At 72.0% G+C, this 23,787-nt stretch carries 20 protein-coding genes and 3 pseudogenes; 19 read left to right on the forward strand and 4 right to left on the reverse strand.

The annotated features are described in order from the left end of the window. Window positions 1-41: 41 nt before the first annotated feature. Window positions 42-1,718 carry a DUF6350 family protein gene (locus ACFY0P_RS02095; RefSeq protein WP_388906266.1) on the forward strand — a complete coding sequence of 559 codons (1,677 nt, stop codon included), beginning with the start codon at window positions 42-44 and terminating at the stop codon, window positions 1,716-1,718. A gap of 28 nt (window positions 1,719-1,746) precedes the next feature. Here ACFY0P_RS02095 and ACFY0P_RS02100 read toward each other — a convergent pair whose 3' ends face one another. Continuing rightward, window positions 1,747-2,487 (reverse strand): hypothetical protein, encoded by a 741-nt coding sequence (locus ACFY0P_RS02100; protein ID WP_388906267.1) that lies wholly within the window; start codon window positions 2,485-2,487, stop codon window positions 1,747-1,749. A gap of 382 nt (window positions 2,488-2,869) precedes the next feature. Between ACFY0P_RS02100 and purN the strand changes: the two genes are divergently transcribed. Together purN and purH are read left to right on the forward strand one after the other, a co-directional pair. Then, the gene (gene purN / locus ACFY0P_RS02105) at window positions 2,870-3,499 is read left to right on the forward strand and encodes a phosphoribosylglycinamide formyltransferase (protein WP_388906269.1); all 630 of its coding nucleotides are present in this window, start codon (window positions 2,870-2,872) and stop codon (window positions 3,497-3,499) included. Then, entirely contained in the window at window positions 3,496-5,079 is a 1,584-nt protein-coding gene (gene purH / locus ACFY0P_RS02110; RefSeq protein WP_388906271.1) for a bifunctional phosphoribosylaminoimidazolecarboxamide formyltransferase/IMP cyclohydrolase, read from the forward strand. Before purN ends, purH begins: the two co-directional genes overlap by 4 nt. A 78-nt stretch (window positions 5,080-5,157) precedes the next feature. Here purH and ACFY0P_RS02115 read toward each other — a convergent pair whose 3' ends face one another. Continuing rightward, window positions 5,158-5,748, reverse strand: coding sequence for an RDD family protein (locus tag ACFY0P_RS02115; protein ID WP_388906274.1), 591 nt, complete (start codon window positions 5,746-5,748; stop codon window positions 5,158-5,160). A 230-nt stretch (window positions 5,749-5,978) separates the two neighbouring features. On the opposite strand from ACFY0P_RS02115, the gene ACFY0P_RS02120 reads away from it, so the two are divergent. The 5 genes from ACFY0P_RS02120 to ACFY0P_RS02140 all read left to right on the forward strand — a co-directional run bounded on the left by ACFY0P_RS02120 (window position 5,979) and on the right by ACFY0P_RS02140 (window position 10,768). Next, on the forward strand, window positions 5,979-6,833 hold the full coding sequence (locus tag ACFY0P_RS02120) for a bifunctional methylenetetrahydrofolate dehydrogenase/methenyltetrahydrofolate cyclohydrolase (RefSeq protein WP_388906276.1): 855 nt from the start codon (window positions 5,979-5,981) through the stop codon (window positions 6,831-6,833). Next, on the forward strand, window positions 6,823-7,248 hold the full coding sequence (locus ACFY0P_RS02125; protein WP_388906278.1) for a DUF3017 domain-containing protein: 426 nt from the start codon (window positions 6,823-6,825) through the stop codon (window positions 7,246-7,248). Before ACFY0P_RS02120 ends, ACFY0P_RS02125 begins: the two co-directional genes overlap by 11 nt. Before the next feature lie 327 nt (window positions 7,249-7,575). After that, window positions 7,576-8,052 (forward strand): helix-turn-helix domain-containing protein, encoded by a 477-nt coding sequence (locus ACFY0P_RS02130; RefSeq protein WP_388906281.1) that lies wholly within the window; start codon window positions 7,576-7,578, stop codon window positions 8,050-8,052. 344 nt (window positions 8,053-8,396) lie between these two features. Then, a complete protein-coding gene (locus tag ACFY0P_RS02135; protein WP_388906284.1) occupies window positions 8,397-9,440 on the forward strand; it encodes a helix-turn-helix domain-containing protein in 1,044 nt (347 codons plus the stop codon). Window positions 9,441-9,778: 338 nt separating this feature from the next. After that, a complete protein-coding gene (locus ACFY0P_RS02140; RefSeq protein ID WP_133028872.1) occupies window positions 9,779-10,768 on the forward strand; it encodes a malate dehydrogenase in 990 nt (329 codons plus the stop codon). Between the two features lie 95 nt (window positions 10,769-10,863). On the opposite strand, the gene ACFY0P_RS02145 is transcribed toward ACFY0P_RS02140, so the two are convergent. After that, on the reverse strand, window positions 10,864-11,550 hold the full coding sequence (locus ACFY0P_RS02145; RefSeq protein WP_388906287.1) for a siderophore-interacting protein: 687 nt from the start codon (window positions 11,548-11,550) through the stop codon (window positions 10,864-10,866). A 37-nt stretch (window positions 11,551-11,587) separates the two neighbouring features. Then, window positions 11,588-11,860, reverse strand: a pseudogene (locus ACFY0P_RS02150) (MFS transporter); the annotation flags it as partial. Between ACFY0P_RS02150 and ACFY0P_RS02155 the strand changes: the two are divergent. The 11 genes and pseudogenes from ACFY0P_RS02155 to ACFY0P_RS02205 form a co-directional block, all read left to right on the forward strand. Continuing rightward, window positions 11,853-12,212, forward strand: a pseudogene (locus ACFY0P_RS02155) (LysR family transcriptional regulator); the annotation flags it as partial. The pseudogenes ACFY0P_RS02150 and ACFY0P_RS02155 overlap by 8 nt on opposite strands. A 201-nt stretch (window positions 12,213-12,413) precedes the next feature. After that, on the forward strand, window positions 12,414-12,593 hold the full coding sequence (locus ACFY0P_RS02160; RefSeq protein WP_143063672.1) for a hypothetical protein: 180 nt from the start codon (window positions 12,414-12,416) through the stop codon (window positions 12,591-12,593). 21 nt (window positions 12,594-12,614) lie between these two features. Continuing rightward, window positions 12,615-13,316, forward strand: a complete 702-nt coding sequence (locus ACFY0P_RS02165) for a DUF2637 domain-containing protein (RefSeq protein ID WP_388906289.1) — start codon at window positions 12,615-12,617, stop codon at window positions 13,314-13,316. Between the two features lie 188 nt (window positions 13,317-13,504). After that, entirely contained in the window at window positions 13,505-15,016 is a 1,512-nt protein-coding gene (locus ACFY0P_RS02170; RefSeq protein ID WP_388906291.1) for an aldehyde dehydrogenase family protein, read from the forward strand. A gap of 76 nt (window positions 15,017-15,092) precedes the next feature. Continuing rightward, window positions 15,093-16,616 (forward strand): GMC family oxidoreductase, encoded by a 1,524-nt coding sequence (locus ACFY0P_RS02175; RefSeq protein WP_388906294.1) that lies wholly within the window; start codon window positions 15,093-15,095, stop codon window positions 16,614-16,616. Further along, window positions 16,616-17,644: pseudogene (locus tag ACFY0P_RS02180) on the forward strand (glycine betaine/L-proline ABC transporter ATP-binding protein); the annotation flags it as partial. The gene ACFY0P_RS02175 and the pseudogene ACFY0P_RS02180, both read left to right, overlap by 1 nt. 341 nt (window positions 17,645-17,985) lie before the next feature. Then, window positions 17,986-19,920, forward strand: a complete 1,935-nt coding sequence (locus ACFY0P_RS02185) for an ABC transporter permease (protein WP_388906297.1) — start codon at window positions 17,986-17,988, stop codon at window positions 19,918-19,920. Window positions 19,921-19,922: 2 nt separating this feature from the next. Next, complete coding sequence (locus ACFY0P_RS02190; protein WP_388906299.1) at window positions 19,923-20,873, forward strand: ABC transporter substrate-binding protein; 951 nt, start codon at window positions 19,923-19,925, stop codon at window positions 20,871-20,873. 105 nt (window positions 20,874-20,978) lie between these two features. Further along, window positions 20,979-21,845, forward strand: a complete 867-nt coding sequence (locus ACFY0P_RS02195; RefSeq protein WP_388906301.1) for a tyrosinase family protein — start codon at window positions 20,979-20,981, stop codon at window positions 21,843-21,845. Window positions 21,846-21,971: 126 nt separating this feature from the next. Beyond that, complete coding sequence (locus ACFY0P_RS02200; protein WP_388906303.1) at window positions 21,972-23,384, forward strand: condensation domain-containing protein; 1,413 nt, start codon at window positions 21,972-21,974, stop codon at window positions 23,382-23,384. Window positions 23,385-23,536: 152 nt separating this feature from the next. Next, entirely contained in the window at window positions 23,537-23,782 is a 246-nt protein-coding gene (locus ACFY0P_RS02205) for a hypothetical protein (protein ID WP_388906305.1), read from the forward strand. The last annotated feature ends 5 nt before the right edge of the window (window positions 23,783-23,787 follow it).

The following is a 23,787-nucleotide window of genomic DNA, read 5'->3' on the forward strand; positions in this document are numbered from 1 at the left end:
TGTTCATCGGTTACGCCGGAAAAGCGCGTGTCGTTGGGAGCATGGCGGTCGTGATTCGGATGACCGCCCGCCGACCGTCGCTGCCGTCCCGCCGACCGCCGTCGCCGCCGCTGCTCAGCCGGGTGCGCGACCGTTCCCCGGGACTGGGCGCGAGCCTGGCGGCCGGTGCGCTCGCGGCCGGGCTCGGACTCGGTTCCTTCGCCGTCCTGGCGATCGCGCTGTGGGTCAGCTCGCCGTACCCGGACAGCGGTCCGGGCGGCGCGCTGCACGTCGCGGCCGCGCTCTGGCTGCTCGCCCACGGCGTCGAACTGGTCCGCACCGACACGCTGTCCGGAGTACCGGCTCCGGTCGGGGTGACACCGCTGCTGCTGCTCGTACTGCCGGCGCTGCTGCTGCACCGGGCGGCGCGGTACGCGGTGGACGCACCGGACGGCGACGACGCCGACGCGCCGCCGCCGGTGCGCGCCCGTACGGCCTGGGCCGGCGTCGTCGCCGGCTACCTCGCCGTCGGCGGCTGCGCCGCCCTGTACGCGTCCGGTGGTGACCTGCGGCCCCAGTGGGCGTGGGTGGCGGTGTGTCCGCCCCTGCTCGCGGCGTGCGCGGCCGGCGCGGGGGTGTGGACGGCGTACGGCCGTCCGCGTGAACCGCTGCTGAGCCTGGTGCCGGCACTGCCGGGTGCGGTACGGCGGCGGCTGCTCGGGCGCGACACACGGGTGCGGTGGGGTACGGCCCTGCGCGCCTCCCTGGCCGGGACGGCCGTGTTCTTCGGGGGCGGGACGCTGCTGCTCGCGGTGTCGCTGGTGGGGCACGGCGACGCCGCGCGGGCGTCGTTCCTGCAGCTGACGGAGGGCTGGACGGGCCGGTGCGCGGTCCTGTTCCTCTGCGTCTCGCTGATCCCGAACGCGGCGGTGTGGTCGGCGTCGTACGCCGTGGGCCCCGGCTTCGTGCTCGGCGCCGGGCATCTCGTGAACCCGCTGGCCTCGGATCCGGCACCGCTGCTTCCGCCCTTCCCGCTGCTGGCGGCCGTGCCGCAGCGCGGTCCCGGGACCTGGGCGAACTGGCCGGCCGGGGTGGTGCCGGTGGCGGCCGCGGTGACGGTGGCGTGGTTCGTGGCGGCGAGGGCGGTCGAGCGGCGCTGGTCGGCCGAGCGCACGGCCGGCGTGGTGGTACTGGCGGCGCTGCTGTGCGCGCTGCTGCTCGCGGCGCTGGCCGAACTGGCGGGCGGTCCGCTGGGCGTCGCCGCGCTCACCCGCTTCGGTCCGGTCTGGTGGCAGACGGGCGCGGCGACCGGCGGCTGGCTCCTCGTGGTGGGCGTGCCGGGAGCCCTGGCGCTGTGGGCGTGGCGGAGGGAGGGCGCCGCCTCACTCGCCGCGTGGCTGGGGTTCGCCGGGCGAAAGCCGCGGGACGGACGAGCCGCGGAGAAGGAGAAGGAGACCCAGCAGGGGAGCCACGCACCGTCGGCCTCGGACCCCGCCCCGACTCCGGCGCCCGCCCCGAATCCGGGTGCGACCCCGGCCTCGGTCTTCGTGGCCGGGCTGCTGCCGGATCAAGGCGACGGCGACACCTCCGAGCGGTACGAGGCGCTGCCGGCCGAGCCACCGGAGGTGCTGTCCGTCGACCCGCCGCCCGGCCCCTGGGAGGACGAGGCGGCGCGCAAGGCCCGCTGGACGGCGCTGCGGAAGCTGTCCGAGCCGGCCGAGGACACCGACGGCCCCTGACCCACCCGGCTGCGTCACCCCCGTCCCGTCAGCTGTTCCCGCTCCCCAGCACCCCGCGCAGCTCCTGCGGCAGCAGGTGGTCGCAGGACTGCTTGGCCTCGTTGGTGAGGGCGTCCGAGACGCAGGTGTAGTAGTCGCGGTAGACCATCTGGGCCGTGAAGTTGGCCGCCACCAGGGCCAGCGCCAGGGACGCCGTGACCAGGCCGCTGATCGCCGCCGTCGTCTGGGGGCGGCCGGTGGCGGCCTCGTCGGGGTTGCGGGGCTTGGCGCGGAGCGCGCTGATGCCCCAGTAGAGGGCCAGGGCGCCGAGCAGCAACGCCACGTACGGCCAGCTGAAGAGCGCGAAGAGGAAGGCCCACATGCCGCACAGCAGGGCGTACCGCGCCCTGCGCTGGGCCGGGTCGGTCGGGTCCCAGCGCATGCCGGGGCCGCCGGGGCCGCCGGGGCCGTTCTGGCCGCCGCCCGGGCCGCCGTCGGGACGCTCGCCGAAGCCGCCGGACTGCCGGCCGGGCTGGCGGTCGCTCCAGTGACTGCCCCACGGCGCTTCCCGATCGTCGTCACCGGCCGGGCGGCGCGGCCGCCACGGGCTGTCCGGGGTGCCCTCCGGCGGCGGGGCGAAGGGGTTGTCGTCCTGCTGGTCGTCCTTCGGCCGGTCCGAGGGCGCGTCCGGCGGCGAGGCCGGCCGCTCCCGCAGCAGCACGGCGGAACGCGTCCCTCCCAGTACCGACTGCGGGGGGAGCATGCGAAGTCCCAGGGTGCGGTCCGGCATCAAGTGAGCGTCTTCCCCTAGATCAAGATGAACAGAACAGAGCTGATGGATTCGGCTGCACACGGATACGGATACGCATGCAGGTACGGACACGGCTGGATACGGCGGATGGCTGCGGGCGATCGGCACAGCAGCCGAAACGACCGCCTACCCCGTGAACGCGCCGTATCCCGGACGCGTTCCCGTCTCGGTACCTCCCAGACGCTACCTTCCGGCCACGCCCCCGTCCCGTGGGGGCCGCCCGGTGTGCCGGTATCGTTGCTGACGGTCGGCCGCTTCGTAGACTTCCCCGTATCCCGGGGCGTGAAGCACTCGTACGAATGTACAAAGCGGGTACGAGTCCGGCCGCCGTACCGACGCTCCCCCGAGAAAGGGCCCCACCGTGGCCGCCAAGCCCGTGGCCAAGCGCCTCGTCGTGCTGGTCTCCGGATCCGGCACCAACCTCCAGGCGCTCCTCGACGCGATCGCCGAGAACGGCGTCGAGGCGTACGGCGCCGAGGTCGTCGCCGTCGGTGCCGACCGCGCCGGCATCGAGGGGCTCGCGCGTGCCGAGCGGGCCGGGATCCCGACGTTCGTGACCAGGGTGAAGGACTTCGCGACCCGGGAGGAGTGGGACCGGGCGCTGGCCGAGGCCGTGGCCGCCCACGCACCCGACCTCGTGGTCTCCGCCGGGTTCATGAAGATCGTCGGGAAGGAGTTCCTGGCGCGGTTCGGGGGGCGGACCGTCAACACGCACCCCGCCCTGCTGCCCAGTTTCCCCGGGGCCCACGGCGTACGGGACGCGCTCGCGTACGGCGCCAGGGTCACCGGCTGCACCGTCCACTTCGTCGACGACGGCGTCGACACCGGGCCGATCATCGCTCAGGGCGTGGTGGAGGTCCGGGACGAGGACGACGAGAGCGCTCTGCACGAGCGCATCAAGGACGTCGAGCGAAGGCTGCTCGTCGAGGTCGTGGGGCGGATCGCCCGCAACGGCTATCGCATTGAGGGACGAAAGGTAGTTATCCAGTGACCGCCGAGAGCACTGTCACGGCCGAGAGCGGCAAGCGGGCCATCCGTCGCGCGCTCGTCAGCGTCTACGACAAGACCGGGCTCGAAGAGCTCGCCCGCGGCCTGCACGAGGCCGGTGTCGCACTCGTCTCCACCGGCTCGACCGCCGCCCGTATCGCCGCCGCCGGCGTCCCCGTCACCAAGGTCGAGGAGCTCACCGGCTTCCCGGAGTGCCTGGACGGCCGGGTCAAGACCCTGCACCCCAGGGTGCACGCCGGCATCCTCGCCGACCTGCGCCTCGAGGACCACCGGCGCCAGCTCGAAGAGCTCGGCATCGAGCCGTTCGACCTCGTGGTGAGCAACCTCTATCCGTTCCGCGAGACCGTCGCCTCCGGCGCCACCCCCGACGAGTGCGTCGAGCAGATCGACATCGGCGGTCCGTCGATGGTCCGCGCGGCCGCCAAGAACCACCCCTCGGTCGCGATCGTCACCAGCCCCGCCCGCTACGCCGACGTCCTCAAGGCCGTCGCCGAGGGCGGCTTCGACCTCGCCACCCGCAAGCGGCTCGCCGCCGAGGCCTTCCAGCACACGGCCGCGTACGACGTGGCGGTGGCCTCCTGGTTCGCCTCGGAGTACGCCCCGGTCGACGACTCGCAGTTCCCCGACTTCCTCGGCGCCACCTGGGAGCGCGAGAACACCCTGCGCTACGGCGAGAACCCGCACCAGCCCGCCGCCCTCTACGTCGACGCCGCCGGCGGCGGTCTCGCCGAGGCCGAGCAGCTGCACGGCAAGGAGATGTCGTACAACAACTACACGGACACGGACGCCGCCCGCCGTGCCGCGTACGACCACGACGAGCCGTGCGTCGCGATCATCAAGCACGCCAACCCCTGTGGCATCGCCGTCGGTTCGGACGTCGCCGAGGCGCACCGCAAGGCGCACGCCTGCGACCCGCTGTCCGCGTTCGGCGGGGTCATCGCCGTCAACCGGCCGGTCAGCAAGGAGATGGCCGAGCAGGTCGCCGAGATCTTCACCGAGGTCATCGTCGCGCCGGACTACGAGGAGGGGGCCCTGGAAGCCCTCGCCAGGAAGAAGAACATCCGGGTGCTGAAGGCGCCGGGTGCCCCCGCCAACCCCGTCGAGGTCAAGGCGATCGACGGCGGTGTCCTCCTCCAGGTCACCGACCGCCTCCAGGCCGACGGCGACGACCCGGCCAACTGGACCCTCGCGACCGGCGAGGCGCTCGGCCCGGAGGAGCTGGCGGAGCTCGCGTTCGCCTGGAAGGCCTGCCGGGCCGTGAAGTCCAACGCCATCCTGCTCGCCAAGGACGGCGCCTCGGTCGGCGTCGGCATGGGGCAGGTCAACCGCGTCGACTCCGCGAAGCTCGCCGTCGAGCGGGCCGGCGAGGAGCGGGCGCGCGGCTCCTACGCCGCCTCCGACGCGTTCTTCCCGTTCCCGGACGGCCTGGAGATCCTGACCGCGGCCGGCGTCAAGGCCGTGGCGCAGCCGGGCGGTTCGGTCCGTGACGAACTCGTCGTGGAGGCCGCGAAGAAGGCGGGCGTGACGATGTACTTCACCGGGACGCGGCACTTCTTCCACTGAGCCGCCGCAGCAGAAGCGCAAACACCAGGGCCGTGTCCCCCTGCGCGGGGACACGGCCCTTGGGGTACCGGTGGACGCTCAGTTGCTGCGGATCACGATCGTGCCGCAGACCTTGTCGGCGAAGGTCTGGCGCTTGGCGTCCCACGCCGGCCACAGCCAGCCCAGGTAGCAGGCGAGGCTGTCCAGGAAGTGCGCGATACGGCGCACGAAGGCCATGCCGACGCCGATCGGCTGACCGGTGGCCTCCTTGACCAGGCGGATGCCCAGCGCCTTCTTGCCGATGGTCTGGCCGGTGCGGCCCTCCATGATCAGCTGCCAGATCGCGAGGCCGAGGAGCGCGAGGCCGCCGATGATCCCCAGCACCGCGGCCTTGCTGCTGAAGAGCACCAGGATGTACGGCACCAGGAAGACCAGGCCGTCGACGATCGTGCCGCCGAAGCGCTGGCCCCAGTTCGCGTACGGCGGCGTCGCGCCGTATCCCTGCTGCGGGTAGCCGTAGCCGCCCTGCTGCGGGTAACCGGGCTGCTGGGGGTAGCCGTAGCCCTGCTGCGGCGGCACGCCCTGCGGGGCCTGCTGGTAGCCGGGCTGCTGCGGGTAGCCGTAGCCGGGCTGACCCTGCTGCGGGTCCTGCGGCTGACCGTAGGGGTTGTTGGGCGCGCCGAAACTCATGACCGGTTTCCTCCGTATGACCTGCGGGGACGACGCGGACAAGGACGGAGGTACGTCATGAACTGAGCGGTTTTGCCCCCCACCGGACCGCGATACTGCGCCGCTCATCGTTTAGTACGGGCGTGTTGTTGTCCACCCCGATTCGCGATGTGTTGTGCAAGTGCAACATCATTGATCATGACCGCACACCCGACTGGAACCGGGAGACCGGCATCCGCGAGGATGGAGCCATGACCGCCCAGATTCTCGATGGCAAGGCCACCGCAGCCGCGATCAAGTCCGATCTGACCGCCCGCGTGGCGGTGCTGAAGGAGAAGGGCGTCACGCCCGGCCTCGGCACGATCCTGGTCGGGGACGACCCCGGCAGCCAGAAGTACGTCGCCGGCAAGCACCGCGACTGCGCGCAGGTCGGCATCGCCTCCATCCAGCGTGAACTCCCGGCCACCGCGACCCAGGAGGAGATCGAGGCGGTCGTCCGCGAGCTCAACGACGACCCCGCCTGCACCGGCTACATCGTCCAGCTGCCGCTCCCCAAGGGCATCGACGAGAACCGCATCCTGGAACTGATGGACCCGCACAAGGACGCGGACGGCCTGCACCCGACGAACCTCGGCCGGCTGGTGCTCGGCGAGCCCGCGCCGCTGCCCTGCACCCCCAACGGCGTGCTCACCCTGCTGCGCCGGTACGGCGTCGAGATCAAGGGCGCCGAGGTCGTGGTCGTCGGCCGCGGGGTGACCATCGGCCGCCCGATGCCGCTGCTGCTCACCCGGCGCAGCGAGAACGCCACGGTGACCCAGTGCCACACCGGCACCCGGGACCTCGCGTCGCACCTGAAGCGCGCCGACATCATCATCGCCGCCGCCGGTTCCCCGCACCTGATCCGCCCCGAGGACGTCAAGCCGGGCGCCGCCGTCCTCGACGTCGGCGTCTCCCGCAACGCCGACGGCAAGATCGTCGGGGATGTGCACCCCGGGGTCGCCGAGGTCGCCGGGTGGCTCTCGCCCAACCCCGGCGGTGTCGGGCCGATGACCAGGGCGCAGCTGCTCGTCAACGTGGTCGAGGCGGCGGAGCGCAGTGTCGGCTGACCGCGGTCACGAGCAGGGTGCGCGCCGGGCGACCCGGCGCTTCCCGCTGTTCACCCGGGACACGGCGCGCCCCGAAGGGGGCGGCAGGGCCGCATCGGGGGATCTGCCGGCCCCGGCCCGGCAGTGGCCGCTGCTGGTGGTGCTGGCGACCGTCGCGGTGGGGCTGCTGCTGACCTCGCTGGACCAGTTCCGGGTCGGCGCGCTGCTGATCGGGGCGGCGCTGCTGGCCGGGGCGGTGATGCGGTGGATACTGCCGAGCGTGGGGATGCTGGCGGTTCGGTCGCGGTTCACGGACATCGCCACGTACGGGGTGCTGGGGCTGGCGATCGTGCTGCTGGCGTTGATGGCGCAGCCGAAGCCGTGGCTGGTGATCCCTTATCTGAAGGACACGCTGCACTTCACGATGAAGAGCTAGGGGGTTCGGTTTCGGGTGGGTGGGGGCTGGTCGCGCCCACGCGGCGGTAGCCGCACATCAGATACAGCCCTGGGCCCCCTTGCGGCGCGTTCGGCCGAAGGGCGGCCCGTCCCCTCCCCCGAGCAGGACGGACCGCCGTCGGGAATCAGCCTTCCCACCGCGCGGCGGCTGTTCAACGGCTGTCCGACGGCTGTGGCAGAGAGGTGACAGTTCCGCTACGGGCCGCCCGCACTGCCACTGCCTGCGGGAACCGGTGGACCGCCCACCGTCGTCACCCGCTCTGAACTGGCAACGAACTGGCAACGAGGCAGGCCGTGGAGGTGCGTGATGGGCGGCTGGCAGCCGCTGCCGGAGGGGCTCCCGCCGGAGGTACGGCACTTCGTGGAGCAACTGCGGCTCCTCAAGGACGACACCGGCCTCAGCCTCGTCGCGCTGGGCGCCCGCACCGCGTACAGCAAGTCCTCCTGGCAGCGCTATCTCAACGCCGTCCAGCCGCCGCCCCGCCAGGCCGTCGTCGCGCTGTGCCGGGTCGCGGGCCTGGCAGACTCGGACGCCGAACGGCACGCCGTGCGCTGGGAGCTGGCCGTCGAGGCCTGGCCGCGCCCGGCGACCGCGCCGGACCCGGACCGTCCGCCGGGCGCGGGGGACGCGGAGGGGTACGAGGACGATCCGACCCTCCCGTGGTGGGACCGGCCGGAGCAGGACCCGGCACCCCGCCCGCACGGCCGTCTGCTGCTGTACGCGGTCCTGCTGCTGCTCGCCCTGCTCCTGGTGGCGGTCGTCGGTGCCGTGGCTCTCGGGTGAGGTGTGCGCCCTGGGTCCTGCGAGGTCACAGCCGGATGACCGGTGTGCCGATGTATTGACAAGTTCGCGGATATATCACGGAGTCGACCCACAACCGGGCTAACGTGTCCAATCGGGACGAGCTGAAGGCCCGTTGGACCGTACGGCGGTGGGCGTGCAACGGTGCATGCCGGACGGGTCAGTGCTCCTGTGCGCCCCCTGCCCGGGGACTGTCCTCCGGGGCCGCCGCATCCCGCTGGGTAGCCAGAACGGGGACCGGCGCGGGGGCACCGCGCGAGGGGAAACGCGAGGGAAGACACGGCACCGAACCGGGGGAAGAGGACCGGGGGAAGAGGGGGGAAGCAATGCCTCGTTGGAAAGCCCTGCCGGACGAACTCGATCCGCAGGTCAAGGAGTTCGCGACCCAGCTGCGGCGGCTCGTGGACCGCAGCGGACTGAGCGTCGCGGCACTGTCCGACCGCACCGGCTACGCCAGGACGTCCTGGGAGCGCTATCTCAACGGCCGCCTGCTGGCACCGAAGGGCGCGGTCGTCGCGCTCGCCGAGGTCACCGACACCGATCCCGTCCACCTCACGACCATGTGGGAGCTGGCCGAACGGGCCTGGAGCCGTTCGGAGATGCGCCACGACATGACCATGGAGGCGATCCGGATCTCCCAGGCGCGGGCCGCGCTGGGGGAGTTCGGGGCGCCGCCGGCCACGTCCTCGACCGCCGCCGGCGGCGGCAAGACGCCGCGCCGGGCGGGCAGCGCGGTGGCGATGCCGGGGATCGCCGGGCCGGCGGGTGTCTCGCCCACCATCCCGCCCCAGCCGACGGCACCCGACGCGAACCGCCGGGAGGGCGCGGGCTCCCGCGGCCCGGCCGGGTCCCCGCCGCCGGCCCCGCCGGGCGGCGGCCGGCGGCGGCTGACGATGTTCCTCGCCGGGGTCGTCGGGGTGGCCGTGGTCATCGCCGCGGTCCTCCTCCTCACCGGAGGCGACGGCGGCGGCAGGAAGAACCAGGGCAACGGCGCCTCGGCGACCCCGTCCACCGCCACCAGCAGCGACCTCCCGGCCGGGGTGAAGTGCGCGGGCGCCGGCTGCACCGGCAAGGACGCGGAGGCCATGGGATGCAGCGGCGACCTCGTGACCACCGCGAAGACGGTCACGGTCGGCACGACCACCCTGGAGGTCCGCTACAGCAGGACCTGCGGCGCCGCGTGGGGCCGGATCACGGGTGCCGCCCGGGGCGACTCGGTCCGGATCACGGCCGGTACCACCACGGAACGCGGCGACATCACGGCCGCCGGTGACACCATCGCGTACACGCCGATGGTGGCGGTGCGGGACGCGGCGGCGGCGAAGGCCTGCGCCACGCTGGCGTCGGGTCAGACAGGCTGCACGACGTAGGAAACGTCCGAATGCCGGCCCGTCGTCCTGCGGCCGGCGAAGAAAACGGCGGTGCCCAGGAATGCCCGGCTCCTTCCTGGGCACGCGACACGTATCCCCCCACGGGAGTCCGGAAACCGGTACCCCCGAGTGGCGGCCGTCCTGTCACACCTCTCCCGGACAGGCGGCCGCCTCTTTTGTGGGGTGAGCCACACCGACCCCTCGCCCTCCGGCATCCTTGATGCGCGATAGCCTGACCGGTGGATCTCTTGATACCAAGAGATCGATCATTTGTACGTCCGCACCCCAGGGCACCCAGGGCAAGGACGCCCACCGCCAGCTGTCATACGGAGAACGCCATGACCCGCACTCCCGTGAACGTCACCGTCACCGGCGCGGCCGGCCAGATCGGTTACGCCCTGCTCTTCCGCATCGCCTCCGGCCAGCTGCTCGGCGCGGACGTGCCGGTCCGGCTCCGCCTCCTGGAGATCACCCCCGCGCTCAAGGCCGCCGAGGGCACCGCCATGGAGCTCGACGACTGCGCCTTCCCCCTCCTTCAGGGCATCGACATCTCCGACGACCCGAACGTCGCCTTCGACGGTGCCAACGTCGCCCTCCTGGTCGGCGCCCGCCCCCGCACCAAGGGCATGGAGCGCGGTGACCTCCTCGAGGCCAACGGCGGCATCTTCAAGCCGCAGGGCAAGGCCATCAACGACCACGCCGCGGACGACATCAAGGTCCTGGTCGTCGGCAACCCGGCCAACACCAACGCCCTGATCGCCCAGGCCGCCGCCCCGGACGTACCGGCCGAGCGCTTCACCGCGATGACCCGCCTCGACCACAACCGCGCGCTGACCCAGCTCGCGAAGAAGACGGGCTCGACGGTCGCCGACATCAAGCGCCTGACCATCTGGGGCAACCACTCCGCCACCCAGTACCCCGACATCTTCCACGCCACGGTCGCCGGCAAGAACGCCGCCGAGGTCGTGAACGACGAGAAGTGGCTGGCCGAGGAGTTCATCCCGACCGTCGCCAAGCGCGGCGCGGCCATCATCGAGGCCCGCGGCGCCTCCTCCGCGGCCTCCGCCGCCAACGCCGCGATCGACCACGTCCACACCTGGGTCAACGGCACCGCCGACGGCGACTGGACCTCCATGGGCATCCCGTCGGACGGCTCCTACGGCGTGCCGGAGGGCCTGATCTCCTCCTTCCCGGTCACCACCAAGGACGGCAAGTACGAGATCGTCCAGGGCCTGGAGATCAGCGACTTCTCCCGCGCCCGCATCGACGCGTCGGTCCAGGAGCTGGCGGAGGAGCGCGAGGCGGTCCGCGCGCTCGGCCTCATCTGAGCCTCCCCGCCCCGGCACCCCACGGGCCCCGCTCCGGTCTCCTCCGGAACGGGGCCCGTTGCCGTCTCCGCATCAGGGGGCGGTGCGCCCGGGCGTCACTCCATCCCCCGCTTCCCCGGCGTCCAGAACGGCTTGGTGAGTACCGCGCGCCGGTCCCACCCCGCCTCCTGGACCAGCACCTTCCGCACCGCCTGCACGGCCCGCGCCTCCCCGGCGACGTACGCCACCCCGCCGGGCGGGGGAGCGAGCCGCCGTACCGCCTCCGGCAGTGAGGTCTCGGTCCGCAGCACCCAGTCGAGGCGCTCCGCGTGGGTGAGGGGCAGGCGGTCGGCGGCCGTCTCCGTCTCGACGCAGCCGGAGATCCGGGCCCCCTCGGGCAGGGCCGCGAGCATCGCACCGAAGGCGACCGCGGCCGTCTCGTCGCCGACGAAGACGTGGTGGGCGGCGTCGGGGCGCAGCGTGAAGGTGCCCTCCGGCCTGCGCAGCCGTACCTGCTCGCCCTTCCCGACGGTCCGGCCCCACTGGGCGCCCGGTCCGCCCTCGGCATGGTCGAGGACGCACAACTCGACGACGCCGGACGGGTCGTAGCGCCAGACCGAGTACGTCCGCAGGGTCAGGCCGGTGACCAGGACCCGGACCTGCTGGCCGGGGCTGACGTCGAGGCCGGCGAGCTGGTCGCCGTCGATGCGCAGGCGGCGCATGCGGGCGGTGATCTGTTCGGCCTCGGTGACGGTGCCGCGCAGGGTCAGCAGGTCGAGGACGGGGTTCAGGAGGGCGGGCATCGGGCTCCTCAACGGGCCGGGGTGTGCGGGGAGTTGCTCAGGCACCGGTAGAACGCGATAGTACGCGTTCCGGGCCGGACGCGATAGTGCGTGTCGGGGTGCGGCGGCCGTAACCGGCCACCACGAGCGCCGTCGCGGCGAGGACCAGCAGGGCGACGGTACGCAGGGCCGGGCCCATCCCGGAGGCGAGGTCGCCGTGGGCGGACAGGATCGTGCCGGTGACCGCGACCCCGAGGGCGGCGCCGGTCTCGCGGGCCGTGGTGCCGAGGCCGGAGCCGAGCCCCGCCTGGTGCGGCGGGAGCGAACTGACGCCCGAGCGGTACGCGACCGCGGGCGGTCACCTGAACGTCTCGCGGCGCGGCAAGCTGCACGGCCCGGTCGACGTCGCGCTGGCCGAACTCGGCCTGGAGCGGCAGGTGGTGGGTACCGTCGGCACCTTCACGGCCTCCCTCTTCGTGCTGCGCGACTCCGACCTGATCGGCCTGATCGGCTCCCCGGGAGTCCCGTTGGCCACCACCCTGGGCCTCGCCGCCTTCGAGGTCCCGCTCCCGCTGCCGCCGATCCCCCTCGGCCTGGCCTGGCATCCACGCCACGACGCCGACCCGGCGCACGCCTGGCTGCGGGGCCGCGTACGGGAGCTGCTGGCCGGCGGCGGGAGCTGACGGTGGACCGACGCGACCGCCGGGGCACCGGCCCCGCACCGGTCACATCGTCGTTCATTCGAATTCGGCATTCACGGAGTGTAATCGCGCGCATATTCACAATTTCTTCAATTGTGAGCCGGTAGGCATTCTATAGCTTCTCTTCCGGGTGACTGAATTCCCCCGAACGCTCCAAATCCCGCCCCGTGTGACGGTCGTTAGGTGACCGTGACGCGATTGGACTGGTGCGCAGCCGAAGATCATCCGACAACCGTGCTCCGCTGGCCCGGTGGTATGGATATCACCTCATGCTCGGACCTGCTCGATGATTTCCTGAAGAGAATCAACACGATGGAAAATGAATATCGGCGGACCATGGCAGATCTGTACGGGGCCTTCTGAGGCAGGGGGCGGAGGTAATCGATGGACGGGATTCAGCACGACTCGGGGCCGGGTCTCTACGACCACACCGGCTTCTACGACCATCCCGGTCTCTACGACCACGCCTGGGGTGCCCCGGAGCCGGACGTCGCGCCGAGCGACTGGGACCCGGTCGAGGAGCTGGCGCAGATACTGTCCGCACCGACCGGTGTGACCACGGCCCCCACCCTGCTGGACGTGCCGGCCCAGCGCCGGGGCAGTCGCCGGCGGGTCCGCCATCGGGTCCGCCACGACTCCCACCTGCTCGACGGCGGCCGGAGCGTCACGCACATCACGCTCCTGATCGCGACGGTCTCGCTGTGTGCGGTGTCCATGCTGGCCTGGTCCCTCTGCTACTCCTACGCGCAGCTGCGCGGCATCGCCTCGTCGGTGCTCCCCGGGGGACTGGCGCAGTACTGGCCGCTGACGGTCTACGGCCCGTGGTTCGTGGCTGCGCTGTCCGTCCTGCGGGCCACCGCCCAGCGCCGGAGCGCGCGGCGGTCCTGGTGCGTCGTGCTGGCCGCCTCCGTCGTGGCCGTGGCCCTGTGTGTCAGCCACTCCTCCCATGCGCTGTTGTCCTTAGTCATCTTCGGGATCCCGCCCGTCACCGCCCTGGTCTGTTTCTGGGAGCTCGTCGGCCAGATCTCGACCAAGAGCAAGCCCCGGCATGCCACGCCCGCCGCATCGGCGAGCATCACGCCCTGAACCGAACATGAGGGTCGTCGCCCCCTTGGGGTGTTTGTGCCGTTCTGTCCGACTGTTCAGTGACGCCGCACACTTTCGACCGACGATTGCGCATGCAATCCGAGGCCGAGGGCAGGTGCTGGCGGTCCCCGAGTGTGACCCGGAGGTCACACAGGGGCACCGAACAGGAACGGAAGGCAATACCGATCATGGCGGACAGCACGGCACGAGCGACCATCCATGCCGGAGGCGACTGGCTGGCAGCCGTCTCCGGCGCGACACGCGAGATCATCGACCCCGCGGACGGCCTGCCCTTCACCGTGGTCGCCGAGGGCGACGAGAAGGACGCGGAGGCGGCGGTGGCCGCCGCCCGCCGTGCCTTCGACACCGGCGACTGGCCCCGGACCCCCGTCGCCGAGCGCGCCGCCCTGCTCCGCCGGGTCGCCGACCTCCTCGTGCGCGACCGCGAACGGCTCGGCCTCCTGGAGAGCCGGGACGCGGGCAAGACCGTGGCGGAGGGCCGCGTCGACATCGACTGCGTCGCCGACGCCTTCCGCTACTTCGCCGACCTGGTCGCCGCGGAGGGCGGGGGCCGGGTGGTGGACGCGGGCTCGGCCGACGTCCACAGCGTCGTCGTATCCGAACCGGTCGGCGTGTGCGCGTTGATCACTCCCTGGAACTACCCGCTCCTCCAGGCGAGTTGGAAGATCGCCCCGGCGCTCGCGGCCGGCGACACGTTCGTGGTCAAGCCGAGCGAGCTCACCCCGCTGACGACGATCGCGCTGATGGAACTGCTCGCGGAGGCCGGGCTGCCCGCGGGGGTCGCCAACCTCGTCACCGGCCCCGGCCACACCGTCGGCGCCCGCCTCGCCGAACACCCCGACGTCGACCTCGTCTCCTTCACCGGCGGCCTGGTCAGCGGCACCAAGGTCGCCCAGGCCGCCGCGCCCACCGTCAAGAAGGTCGCCCTCGAACTGGGCGGCAAGAACCCCAACGTCGTCTTCGCCGACGCCTGCGCCACGCAGGAAGGTTTCGACACCGCCGTCGACCAGGCCCTCAACGCCGCGTTCATCCACAGTGGCCAGGTCTGCTCGGCCGGCGCCCGGCTGATCGTCGAGGAGCCGGTCCGGGAGCGGTTCGTCGCCGAACTCGCCCGCCGGGCCGCCCGGATCCGGCTCGGCCGGGGCACCGCGGACGGCGTCGAGTGCGGCCCGCTCGTCTCCGAGCAGCAGCGTGCCAAGGTCGAGGCGTACGTGGCGTCGGCGCTCGCCGAGGGCGCGGTGCTGCGCGCGGGCGGCAAGCGCCCCGAACCGTCCGCCGACCGCCCGGCCACCGGCTACTTCTACGAGCCGACCGTCCTCGACCAGTGCCACCGCGAGATGCGGGTCGTACGCGAGGAGGTCTTCGGGCCGGTCCTCACCGTCGAGACCTTCCGCACCGAGGACGAGGCGGTCGCCCTCGCCAACGACACCGAGTACGGCCTGGCGGGCGCCGTCTGGAGCGCGGACGCCGGCCGGGCCCGCCGGATCGCCGGCCGACTGCGGCACGGCACGGTGTGGATCAACGACTACCACCCCTACCTCCCGCAGGCGGAGTGGGGCGGCTTCGGAAGGAGCGGCACCGGCCGCGAGCTGGGACCCGCCGGGCTCGCCGAGTACCGCGAGACCAAGCACGTCTACCAGAACCTCGCGCCGAGGCCGGTGCGCTGGTTCGCCGGCTGAGCCCCCGTCCGGCCGCCGTACGCCAGCAGCCCTCGCAGCGAGTCAGTGAGCCAGTAAGCCCTTTGGAGCACCCCCCATGTCCCACCACACCTACGACTATGTCGTCATCGGCGGCGGAACCGCCGGTTCCGTCATAGCCTCCCGCCTCACCGAGAACCCCGACGTCACCGTCGCCGTCATCGAGGGCGGCCCCAGCGACGTCGGCCGCGACGACGTCCTCACCCTGCGCCGCTGGATGGGCCTGCTCGGCGGCGAGCTGGACTACGACTACCCGACCACCGAGCAGCCGCGCGGCAACTCCCACATCCGGCACAGCCGCGCCCGGGTGCTGGGCGGCTGTTCCAGCCACAACACCCTCATCGCCTTCAAGCCGCTCCCGTCCGACTGGGACGAGTGGGAGGAGGCGGGAGCCAAGGGCTGGGGCGCGGTCCCCATGGAGGCCTACTACGCACGCCTCCTCAACAACATCGTCCCGGTCGACGAGAAGGACCGGAACGCCATCGCCCGCGACTTCGTCGAAGCGGCGCGGGAGGCGCTGGGCGTCCCGGGCGTGGAGGGCTTCAACCGCAGGCCGTTCACCGAGGGCGCCGGCTTCTTCGACCTCGCGTACCACCCCGAGAACAACAAGCGCTCCAGCGCGTCCGTGGCCTACCTCCACCCGGTGATGGACGAACGGCCCAACCTGACGATCCTGCTGGAGACCTGGGCGTACCGGCTGGAGCTGAACGGCACCCACGCCGAGGGCGTGCACGTGCGCACCAAGGACGGCGAGGAACTCCTCGTACGGGCCCGCAACGAGGTCGTCCTGTGCGCGGGCGCCGTGGACTCCCCGCGCCTGCTCCTGCACTCGGGCATCGGCCCGGCCGCCGACCTCGAAGCGCTCGGCATCCCGGTCGCCCACGACCTCCCGGGCGTCGGCGAGAACCTCCTCGACCACCCCGAGTCGGTCATCGTCTGGGAGACGAACGGCCCGATCCCGGAGAACTCCGCGATGGACTCCGACGCGGGCCTGTTCGTCCGCCGCGACCCCGAACACGCGGGCCCGGACCTGATGTTCCACTTCTACCAGGTGCCGTTCACGGACAACCCGGAGCGACTGGGTTACCGGCGGCCGGAGTCCGGCGTCTCGATGACCCCGAACATCCCCAAGCCGCGCAGCCGCGGCCGCCTCTACCTGACCAGCTCCGACCCGTCCGTGAAGCCCGCGCTGGACTTCCGCTACTTCACCGACGAGGACGACTACGACGGCCGCACCCTCGTCGACGGCATCCGCATCGCCCGCGAGGTCGCGCGGACCGAGCCGCTGGCGGGCTGGCTGAAGCGCGAGGTGTGCCCAGGCCCGGAGGTCCAGGGCGACGCCGAGTTGAGCGAGTACGCCCGCAAGGTCGCGCACACGGTCTACCACCCGGCGGGCACCTGCCGGATGGGCGCGGTCGATGACCGACAGGCCGTCGTCGACCCCGAGTTGCGCATCCGCGGACTCGACGGCATCCGTATCGCCGACGCGTCCGTCTTCCCCACCATGCCGGCCGTGAACCCGATGATCGGAGTGCTGATGGTCGGCGAGAGGGCCGTGGACCTGCTGAAGGGCGGTGCGTGATGACCAGTACGACCCCTGTGTTCTCCGTCGACGGTCTGTGGAAGGTCTTCGGCCCGAAGGCCGAACGGGTCCCCGCGGATTCCGGGCTGGCCGGGCTGTCGCCCGCCGATCTCCGCGCCCGCACCGGCTGTACGGCCGCGGTCCGCGACGTCTCCTTCGACGTGCGCAAGGGCGAGGTCTTCGTGGTGATGGGCCTGTCCGGCTCCGGGAAGTCGACCCTGGTCCGCTGCCTGACCCGGCTCATCGAGCCGACGGCCGGCCGGATCGCCATCGACGGCGAGGACGTCCGCGCGATGGACAAGGGCCGGCTGCGGGAACTGCGCCGGCACCGCGCCGCGATGGTCTTCCAGCACTTCGGGCTCCTCCCGCACCGGTCCGTCCTCGACAACGTGGCGTACGGCCTGGAGATCCAGGGCGTCGGCAGGTCCGAGCGGCGCAGGCGGGCCGCCGAGGTCGTCGCCAAGGTCGGCCTCGACGGCATGGAGCAGCGCCGTCCCGGCCAGTTGTCCGGCGGCCAGCGCCAACGCGTCGGCCTCGCACGGGCGTTGGCCGTCGACCCCGAGGTCCTCCTCTTCGACGAGCCGTTCAGCGCGCTCGACCCGCTGATCCGGCGGGACATGCAGGAGGAGGTGGTCCGCCTGCACCGCGAGGAGGGCCGCACGATGGTCTTCATCACCCATGACCTGGCGGAGGCGCTCAAACTCGGCGACCGTATCGCCCTGATGCGGGACGGCAGGGTGGTCCAGCTGGGCACCCCGGAGGAGATCGTCGGCTCCCCGGCCGACGACTACGTCCGGGAGTTCGTGCGGGACGTGCCGCGCGAGCAGGTGATGACGGTCCGCACGGCGATGCGGGAGCCGGGGGAGACCGGGGAGGCCGACGGGCCCGCGGTCAGCCCGGAGGCGACGGTCGCCGAGGCGATCGACGTGGTCGCGGGGACCGGTGTCCCGGCGCGGGTCGTGGAGGACGGCCGGTGTGTCGGCGTGGTCGACGCCGACACGCTGCTCGGCGTCGTGGCCAAGACCGATGCGGGCAGCACGTCGGCCGCGGCCGGTCGTGGGCCGGTCGCGCAGTTCCCCGCGCCCCTGGGTGGGGATGCGCGGCCTTCGTCGGAGGGCACCCCAGCGGCGGGTTCGGATGCGGGCAGTGCGTTGGCCGCGGGTGGTCGTGGGCCGGTCGCGCAGTTCCCCGCGCCCCTGGGTGAGGATGCGCGGCCCTCGTCGGAGGGCACCCCAGCGGCGGGTGTCGCTGACACTGACTCAGCCGCGGGCAGTCGTGCCGCTGGGGTGGCACGGGTGGGCGCGGCGGTACCCCGTGAGCGCGGGGGAGTGAAACCCCCCGCCCCGCGCACCAGTCCGGAGGACGTCTGATGGCAACGATCACTGTGCCGAGCCCTCGTCGAGTGGCGCTTCCGACCAGCCGAGCCGCCCGCAAGCTTCTCGCCCTCGCCGTAGCCGCCGCCGTCCTCGCACCCCTCGCCCACTCCCACTGGGCGTCCGCCGCCTGGCCGCACGATCTCACCATCGGCCTCTCCGCACCCCTCACCTCCGCCAGCAACTGGGTCATCGACAACCGCGACACCCACCCCCTCTTCCTCTACTTCTTCGGCTACATCAGCAACGCCGTCGTCCTCACCGTCCGCGCCGTCTACCTCACCCTCCTCGCCGCGGGCTGGCCCGGCGTCACCGTGCTCGCCGCCGTCGTCGCCCACCGCGTCGCGGGGGTCAGGCTCGCCGCCGGTGCCGCCGCCGCGTTCCTCGCCTGTGGCGCCCTCGGCATGTGGGTGCCGACGATGCAGACCCTCGCGTTGATGGTCGTCGCCGTCCTCGCGTCCGTGGCCGTGGGTCTCGTGCTCGGGCTCGGTGCCGGGCTGTCCGACCGGCTGCACCGCGCCCTGCGCCCGGTCCTGGACACCATGCAGGTGCTGCCCGCCTTCGCCTACCTCCTCCCCGTCGTCCTGGTCTTCGGCATCGGCGTCCCCGCGGCCGTCCTCGCCACCGTCGTCTACGCCGCCCCGCCCATGGCCCGGCTCACCGCCCTCGGCCTGCGCGGCGCCGACCCCGAAGTCCTGGAGGCCGTGGAGTCGTTGGGGGCCACCCATCGGCAGCGGCTGCTGACCGCGCGGATCCCGCTGGCCCGCAAGGACCTGCTGCTGGGCCTCAACCAGACGATCATGATGGCGCTGTCGATGGCGGTCATCGCCTCCGTCATCGGCGCCGGCGGCCTCGGCGACCGCGTCTACCAGGCGCTCGCCTCGGTCGACGTCGGCGCGGCCCTCGCCGCCGGCATACCCATCGTGCTCCTCGCGGTCGTCCTGGACCGCGTCACCGCGGCGGCGGGCGACCGCGGCGACACCCGGAAGGCCCCCGCCGGCCTCCTGTACGCACTCGGCGCCACCGTCGCCGTCGCGCTCGCCGCCCGGCTCCTCGGCCGCCTCGACTGGCCCACCGCCTGGACCCTGAACTTCGCCGAACCGGTCAACCGCGCCGTCGACTGGATGACCGCACACCTGTACTCGGGCGTGCCGGTCGTCGGCGGTACGGCGGACTGGGCGGGGCACTTCACCACCTGGGTCCTGGACCCCGTCCGCTCCGGGCTGCAGTGGCTGCCCTGGTGGGCGGTGCTGTTCGTGGTCGCCGCCCTGGCCTGGCTGATCGGCACCTGGCGCACCGCGCTCACCGCCGTCCTCGCGATGGCCGCGATCGGCGTGCTGGGGGTGTGGGAGCCGTCGCTGGACACGCTGTCCCAGGTGCTCGCGGCCGTCGCCGTGACGCTCGTCCTCGGCTTCGTGACCGGTGTCGCCGCCGCCCGCAGCGACCGGGTGGAGCGCGCCCTGCGTCCGGTCCTGGACGTGTTCCAGACCATGCCGCAGTTCGTGTACCTGATCCCGGTCGTCGCGTTGTTCGGTGTCGGCCGCGCGCCCGCCGTCGCCGCCGCCGTCGTCTACGCGCTGCCGGCCGTCGTACGGATCACCGCGCAGGGGCTGCGCCAGGTGGACCCGGCCGCCCTGGAGTCCGCGCGGTCGCTCGGCGCGACCGGCCGCCAGCAGCTGTTGCAGGTCCAACTCCCCCTTGCCCGGCCTGCGTTGCTGCTCGCTGTCAACCAGGGCGTGGTGCTCGTCCTCGCCGTCGTCATCATCGGCGGGCTGGTGGGCGGCGGCGCCCTCGGCTACGACGTCGCCTTCGGTCTCGCCCAGGGCGACCTGGCCACCGGGCTGGTCGCCGGCGCCGCCATCGTCTGCCTGGGGCTGATGCTCGACCGGGTCACCCAGCCCACGGAACGCCGTACGCGGGAGGGAGCGTGACCATGCGCCGTACGACACTCATCGCCGCCGCCTCCGTCCTCGTGCTCGCCACCGGGTGCGGTGCCGCCGACATGACCAGGCAGGCCTCGCCGTTCGCGGGCGCGCAGGGCTCGAAGACCGTGACCCTGTCCGTGCAGTCCTGGGTCGGCGCGCAGTCGAATGTGGCTGTCGCCCAGTACCTCCTTGAGCACAAGCTCGGCTACCGCGTCGACACCGTGCAGGTCGACGAGGTCCCGGCCTGGGACGCACTCAGCCAGGGCCGCGTCGACGCGATCCTGGAGGACTGGGGGCACCCGGACCAGGAGAAGCGGTACGTCGACGACAAGAAGACCATCAGCCGGGGAGGGGGCCTCGGGGTCACCGGGCACATCGGGTGGTTCGTGCCGACCTATCTCGTCAAGCAGCACCCGGACATCACGAACTGGAAGAACCTGAACAAGTACGCCTCCCTCTTCCGTACCGCGGAGAGCGGCGGCAAGGGGCAGCTGCTGGACGGATCGCCGTCGTACGTCACCAACGACAAGGCGCTGGTGAGCAATCTGAAGCTGGACTACCAGGTCGTCTTCGCCGGGTCCGAGGCCGCCCAGATCACCCAGATCAAGCAGTTCGCCAAGGAGAAGAAGCCCTTCCTCACGTACTGGTACGCACCGCAGTGGCTGTTCAAGAAGGTGCCGATGACCGAGGTGCGGCTGCCCGCGTACCGGGAGGGCTGCGACGCCGACGCGGCCAAGGTCGCCTGCGCCTATCCGCACACCCCGCTGCAGAAGTACCTCAACACGGACTTCGCGCACGGCGGCGGCAGGGCGGCCGCCTTCCTGAGGAAGTTCGAGTGGACGACCGAAGACCAGGACCAGGTCTCCCTGATGATCGCCGACCAGAAGCTGAGCCCCGAGGAGGCCGCGAAGAAGTGGGTGGACGGCCACCCCGAGGTGTGGAAACGGTGGCTCTCCTGAGCCGGCCGCCGGGCGTGGCGCCGCGTCACCGGTCCGGCCGTAGGGCGGTGACCCGAAGGTGTGTCCGGCGGTTACCCCTGTGGCCGATGCCCGAGGGAGGCGCACGTGGTCTACACGCGCAGGAACGTCAACACGTTGACCCGAGCCGAACGGCGCCGGTTCGTGGACGCTCTGCTGGAGGTCAAACGCCGCGGTGAGTACGACGAGTTCGTACGGATCCACATCGCGCACAACTCGGCCGACCGGCAACACCGGTTGCGCACCGCCCACATGGCGCCCTCGTTCCTGCCCTGGCACCGCCGGCTGCTGCTCGAACTGGAGCGGGCGCTGCGCAGGGTGGACGGGTCGGTGACGGTGCCGTACTGGGACTGGACCCGTGACCGTGCGCCGAACTCCCTGCCGTGGACCGACGATCTGCTCGGCGGCAACGGACGCGGCCCGGACCGGCAGGTGATGACGGGCCCGTTCGCCTACCGGGCGGGCCACTGGAAGATCACCGAGAACGTGACCGACGTGCACTACCTCACCCGCGATCTCGGCCGGGCCCGCGCCCCGATCCAGCTGCCGACCGCGCGTGACGTCGAGTTCGCGCTGGCCGACCCCGTCTACGACAGCTGGCCCTGGAACTCGGCGGTCGCCCACGGCTACCGCAACAAGCTGGAGGGCTGGGGGAGCGGCCGCGGCAGCGTCTCCTGGCGCAACCACAACCGGGTCCACCACTGGGTCGGCGGGGTGATGCTCAGCGCCGCCTCCGTCAACGACCCGGTCTTCTGGCTGCATCACTCCTTCGTCGACCTGCTGTGGACCCGCTGGCAGCGACGGCACCCCGGCCACACGTACCTTCCCGCCGAGCCACCCGGCGCGGGCGACCCCCAGCACGGCCGGGTCGTGGCCCGGTACGAGCAACTGCCGCCGTGGGACGTCACTCCGGCCGAACTGGAGGACGTGAGCGGGATCTACAGATACGGGTGAGGTGGGGCGTTTCTCCGTTCGAGACGTCACACATCCCGCTGAAATCGCGGCGACACAGCGATCATCGCGCGCGTACGCCTTCCCGTTGATGACGAAGCTGGTGTCTTCTGCGTAAGGAGAGCCACCGTGCGAATTTCTGACATCCAGCGCTGTGAGATCCGGCCCGGACGGCTCGTCGAGTGGAGATTCAGCCCGGTGACCATCGCGGCCGCGGCAGCGCTGCCGCCGGATCCGCGGCCGCCGGCGTACATCCAGGAGTCGCACATCAGAACAGCCCGGTCGGTGCGGGAGGACGGACTGTTCGTGCCGACCTGGCTCGGCGCGGCGTTCGACCTGCCGGGCCAGGTCGATCTCGACGCGCTGGAAAGGGCGTTGCGCGGCTGGACGCTGCGGCACGAGACGCTGCGCAGCGGCTTCCGGTGGGCCGGCGACGACATGCAGCGGTTCACCCTCGCCGAGAACGACGTGTCGCTGCACCGCGAGGTGGTCGGCGAGTTCACCGACGCGGGGGCGCTGACCCGGTACCTGCAGGATCGGTTCGACGCGGCGGCGGACGCGCTCGGCTGGCCGAACCTCATCTACACGGCGGTCGTACGCGAGGACTCCACCAGCGTGTACATGGCCTTCGACCACACCAATGTCGACGCCTATTCGATCCACCGGCTCCCGGAGGAGATCAACGGACTGTACGCGGCGGCCGTCACGGGAAGTCCCGTCACCGGTCCGTCCGTGGGGAGTTACGTCGACTTCTGCGAGCAGGAGCGGGCGAACGCGGACGGCATCGACGACACCCACGCGATCGTCACGCGCTGGCGGGAGTTCATCGCCCGGTGCGGCGACCGGCTCCCGGAGTTCCCCGTCGACCTCGGGCTGGAGCCCGGCGGGGTGCTGCCCACCCAGAAGCTGGTGTGCGAGCCGCTCGTCGACGCGGCGGCCGCCGCCGCGTTCGAGGCGTACTGCCGCCCCTACGGCGGCAGTCTGGTGGGCATCCTGGCCGCGACCAGTCTGATCGTCCACGAACTCGGCGGGCAGCCGGTCTACCGCACCGTCGTCCCGTTCCACACCCGGCTGAAGTCCGCGTGGTCGGAGTCGGTGGGCTGGTACGTCGGCGGCGCACCCATCGAGGTGCCCGCGGCAGGGGACCTGGAGAGCGCGCTCGACACGGTCCGTGCCGAACTGCGGGCCAACCGGTCGCTGGCCCGCATCCCGCTCGCCCGCGTACTGCGCCTGCTCGGCACGGACTTCCGGCCGACCTCGCCCGACATGTACTCGATCATCTCGTACGTGGACGCCCGTCTCATCCCCGGCGCGGACGACTGGGCCGAGCAGAAGGCGTACGGGCTGCTCCGGGTGTCGTACGGCGACCAGGTGTGCGCCTGGGTCAACCGGCTGCACGAAGGACTGTGGTTCGCCTGCCGGTACCCGGACACCGACATCGCCTACAAGAACGTGCGGCGGTATGTCGAGAGACTGCGGGACGTGATCCTCTCGGTGCCCGCACCCGATCGCGGGCGGCCCGCGCAGCTCGCGCTCTCCTGACCCAACTCCCCCCGACCATAAGGTGATTATGTGCTGCTATGTCACCCTCGGGGTGGATGTCCGTTGTGGAACCTCTCGTCCCGCTACTGCTAGTGTTCATGCATTCACGCTAGGCAACCAATTCGCCGTATGAGCAAAGGACCGAGGGTTCCATGCGCAAGCTTCAGCAGGTCGTGATCGCAGCAGTGGCGGCCGCCGGCGGCCTGTCCGCCGTCGGCGCCTCCCCCGCCGTGGCCGACGCCTACGACAGTGGGCCGCAGGTGTCCAACCAGTACCGCCCCTACCAGGAGTGCAGCCCGCAGACGGTGTCCGAGAACGACGTCCCGATCGGCGTGCTCGGCCTCGCCGACACCCTCGACACCGGCTGTGGCCAGTACAACCAGGCTTTCAGCGGCTGAGTTCG

The organism is Streptomyces sp. NPDC001714 (assembly GCF_042892755.1).
GTDB lineage: Bacteria > Actinomycetota > Actinomycetes > Streptomycetales > Streptomycetaceae > Streptomyces.